The sequence below is a fragment of the Streptomyces sp. NPDC031426 genome (genome assembly GCF_055581585.1).
Map to the genome: position 1 here is coordinate 1 of NZ_JBVIJE010000089.1, position 3,906 is coordinate 3,906.

At 64.7% G+C, this 3,906-nt stretch carries 4 protein-coding genes and 1 pseudogene; 4 read left to right on the plus strand and 1 reads right to left on the minus strand.

The features are described from left to right. The first annotated feature begins 115 nt into the window (after positions 1 to 115). The 4 genes and pseudogenes from ACZ5NH_RS45260 to ACZ5NH_RS45275 all read left to right on the plus strand — a co-directional run. Positions 116 to 1,024, plus strand: coding sequence for a hypothetical protein (locus ACZ5NH_RS45260; protein ID WP_468784299.1), 909 nt, complete (start codon positions 116 to 118; stop codon positions 1,022 to 1,024). A 37-nt stretch (positions 1,025 to 1,061) separates the two neighbouring features. After that, positions 1,062 to 1,685 (plus strand): RHS repeat domain-containing protein, encoded by a 624-nt coding sequence (locus tag ACZ5NH_RS45265; protein WP_468784301.1) that lies wholly within the window; start codon positions 1,062 to 1,064, stop codon positions 1,683 to 1,685. A gap of 2 nt (positions 1,686 to 1,687) precedes the next feature. Next, positions 1,688 to 2,263, plus strand: coding sequence for a hypothetical protein (locus ACZ5NH_RS45270; protein ID WP_468784302.1), 576 nt, complete (start codon positions 1,688 to 1,690; stop codon positions 2,261 to 2,263). 21 nt (positions 2,264 to 2,284) lie between these two features. Further along, a pseudogene (locus ACZ5NH_RS45275) lies at positions 2,285 to 2,851 on the plus strand (transposase); the annotation flags it as partial. Between the two features lie 21 nt (positions 2,852 to 2,872). Here the strand turns inward: ACZ5NH_RS45275 and ACZ5NH_RS45280 are convergent. Next, positions 2,873 to 3,646, minus strand: a complete 774-nt coding sequence (locus ACZ5NH_RS45280) for a hypothetical protein (protein ID WP_468784304.1) — start codon at positions 3,644 to 3,646, stop codon at positions 2,873 to 2,875. Between the last annotated feature and the right edge of the window lie 260 nt (positions 3,647 to 3,906).

The following is a 3,906-nucleotide window of genomic DNA, read 5'->3' on the forward strand; positions in this document are numbered from 1 at the left end:
CTACGAGCGCAAAGCCGAGCACTTCCTTGCCTTCACCAGCATCGCCTGCACCCTGATCTGCTACCGCAGACTCACCAAATGAGATGAGGTCTTAGGACGCGTTCTGTCCGAAGCCGTGAACGGCGGCACCACGACGTACGAGTACAACGTGCTCGGGCGTTGCACCCGCCGGGTCACCCCCTCCGGACTGGTGTCGACCTGGACATACGACGAGGCGGGACGCCCGGCGGCAATGCACTCGGACGCCGGCAGGCTGTCCTTCACACGCGACGCACTGGGCCGCGAGACCGAGCGCCAGGTGGGCGAGGGCGTGAGGCTGGCCCAACGCTGGAGCGCTACGGGCCGACTGACCACGCAGTCGGTGACAGCGACGGCGACATCGAGCGAGGCCGATCGACTGCTCCAGCATCGCAGTTACGCGTACCGAGCCGACGGCTACGTCACCGAGATCCGTGAGCTGACGTCCGGCACGCGCCAGTTCGATCTGGACGGCGCAGGCCGCGTCACGAGTGTGCACGCTCAGGGCTGGACCGAGACATACGCCTACGACTCGGTGGGCAACCTTGTACAGGCGACGGCACCCGGACACGACTCCCCCGGTGAGCGCGAGTTCGACGGCACGCTCATCCGCCGTGCGGGCCGTACCTCCTACGAGCACGACGCGCAGGGAAGGCTGATCCGTAAGACGCGCAGGCTGCTCAACGGGCAGACACGGACCTGGACGTACTGTTGGAGCGCCGAGGACCGCTTGACCGAGGCGGTCACACCGAACGGCGACCGATGGCGGTATCTCTATGATCCACTCGGTCGTCGCATCTCCAAACACCGTATCGCCGAGGACGGATCACCGGCAGATCGTGTCGAGTTCTCCTGGGACGACACCCGCCTCATGGAGCAGGTTCGTGCCTGCGGCAGGGTCACGACCTGGGACTACGAGTCAGACACGCACCGTCCGGTCGCACAGACCGACCACAGCCGAGTCGATCGCAGCTCCGGCACTTCCTTCCTCGCGAAGGCTGGCTGACGAGACGGATCCGGAGACCGCTACACGCTTCCACGCGGTGATCACTGATCCCGTCGGCACTCCCATGGAGCTTGTGTCGTCGTCCGGGGACGTCGCCTGGCAATGGCGGACCTCACTGTGGGGCACCCGCATGCCTGGCTCTGCAGCTGATGACTCCAGCCTGGACTGCCCGCTTCGGTTTCCGGGTCAATACAGCGACGCAGAGACGGGTCTGAACTACAACCGGTTCCGTTACTACGACCCCGACACCGCCCGGTACACGGCTCCTGATCCGCTCGGCCTGAAGCCCGCGCCCCACCATTACGGCTATGTGGAGAACCCTTGGGCTGCCAGCGACCCACACGGGCTCGCCAAGTGCCTCGACGACCTGTCGAAGAGCGGCGAGCGACCGGACAAGGGGAAGCTCACCCGTGCCGGACGCGAATACCAGAAGCCCATGAACCGGGGAGACCTTGACGTCGTGCCCGGCAAGCAATTGGATTCGGCTGGTCAGAACCTCCTCGATGATATTCTGACCAACCCGAACACGACTCAGGTTCCCGTGACTTCGGGAAACTTTGCCGGGGGAACCCGATATATCATGCCGGATCCGGCCGGCGGCCGCGGATTCGGGGCTACATTCGACGCCAATGGCGATTTCCAGTATTTCGGACGGTACTAGCCATGACTACTCTTCTTCCCTGGCTCGAGGAGCCGCTCTACCGGGAACGGCTGGCGACTCTCCTGTCAGACGTCGCGGACGCACCGCTTGCAGCAGTGCGCTATGTAGCCCCGTCGGGTGGAACGTGGCCCGAAGGCCATCGCGCGGACCGCGGCGCACACGAAGTTGACATGGCGGTTGCCCTCACCCTGGGCAACGGATGGGTCCTGGTGGCGTCCTGGGCCATGGACGGCCTCAACGAAGGCTTGGCCCTGGAACTGACGGAACCGGGTGACACACCGGACCTCTCCGGGACAGCTGTCGACGTGTCCGGACGAGCCGAGTGGTCCGAGTTCCTCGGGATGACCCTTACCGGCATCACGCCTGTGACACATGTACCGAATGAAGGATGCCCGGAAATGCCCTGGGCTGTCCGGCTTGATTTCTCTGCTGCCGCGCCTGTGACAGTCGCCCTGGGAGAGTCCACCGGCTCAGGGTTCACCTACATGCCGGACTCATTGGTCGTCATCTTTGATGAGAAGGAGGCCGCCGCATACAGAATTCCCGCCAGCTCCGAACCCGCCCTCGGGCACAGGTGACAGCACCGATCGGTACGGCAAGCCACCCCGGTGCCCTGTGGCATGTCCCGGCCGACGGTGAAGCGCTCGGACCTGGCCGGATGGGCGGGCTACGGCTACTGCGCCAGCCACTCGCGGTTCTACTGGGGGCTGAAGCTGTACCTGGTGTGCACTCCGTCCGGGATGCCGATCCTGTGGGCGCTGGCCGACCCGAAGATCGGAGAGCGAGAGGTGCTGGCCGTGATGCTCGAAGTCGACGCGGGTGTGGCGGCCGAGCACGACGGCATCCTGCTGATCTGCGACAAGGGGTTCGCTGGGAAGGACTTCGAGACGCTGCTGGGTGAGTACGGGATCACCATGCTGCGGCCCTCCCGCAAGGACGAGAAGGCTCGCTACGGCGAGTCCATGCTCAAGAAGGTCCGGCAGCTGATCGAGTCGGTCAACGACACCCTCAAGGGCCAGCTCGACCTGGAAGACCACGGCGGCCGTTCCTGCGAAGGAGTCGCCATCCGCGTCGCCCAGCGCGTCCTTGCGATGGCCGCAGCGATCTGGCACAACAACGCAACCAACGCCCCGATCACCCGGTCACTGATCGCCTATGACCACTGACCGGAGGTCGGACTTACTCGTCTAGTTCCTCAGGCTTTGCGTGATCCGTAGGAACTCGGCGTCAGTCATGAACGGGTCTTCTGCCCAGACGGTGATGGTGTATCCGTTCTGCGGCCACACTGCCGTCCACGTCGGTTCGGTACCCGGCGTCTTTTGGAGCCGGGCGGGGTGATGGTTGACGGATATCGGGGTCCCCTGTGTGGGGGTGGTCTCGCCGGTGATCGCCGTGATGCTCACGGCTCCGGCCTGCCCTCCTTTATCTCGGTTACGTTGATAGGTGTAGGTCCATGTGGGTTTGGCACCCCTGCTGTACGGCGGGTCTGCGCGGTTGCCCAGGCCGATGACGTTGTCCGCGGGAGTGAAGCCGGACGGCAGGTATCGGGGGTGGGGGAAGTGCGCGTCGTCGAAGGGGGCGATGCCCGAGCCGGTGACCAGGTCGGTGATCTTCCTATCGCCCGCCGGGTGGTCGAGGGAGGTGCTGGCCAGTCCGTCGTGCATGCCGTCGCACGGGTCGCTGGCGTGCTGGAAATCGTGCCGTTTCCGCTTCAGCACCAGCGTGATGGCGTGGGCGGATTCGTGAGCTTCCAGGCGGGGTTTATCCTCGCAGTCCGTCCAATCTATGGGGGTGGTGAGGGTACGCCCGTGGTTGCTCATGAGTACGTCGCCCGACACCGGCGCGTCGTGAATATGCGCGTGGTCCCAGGCGACCCAGCCGGTCGCAGCCGCCGCGAGACAGACCGAGAGGGCGCCGGCCCAGATCATGCGGCGCAAGCGTCGGGAGTTCTTCAAGGGCACGGTCGCATACTCCGTAGTCTTCCGGCGGATGGCTGGCGTTAAGCCTGCCATCGCGGATCCGAAGAGAGGAATGCGGGTGGGTGCTCCACCCGCCATCACATCAGCCGGTGACAAGCGTCCAGTTCATGTCGTGCAGCGTCTCGTAGATCGGCACGTAGTAGAGGCCCTTAGACCTCGTCTCATTTGGTGAGTCTGCGGTAGCAGATGAGGCTGCAGGCGATGGCGGTGAAGGCCATGAAGTGTTCGGCTTTGCGCTCGTA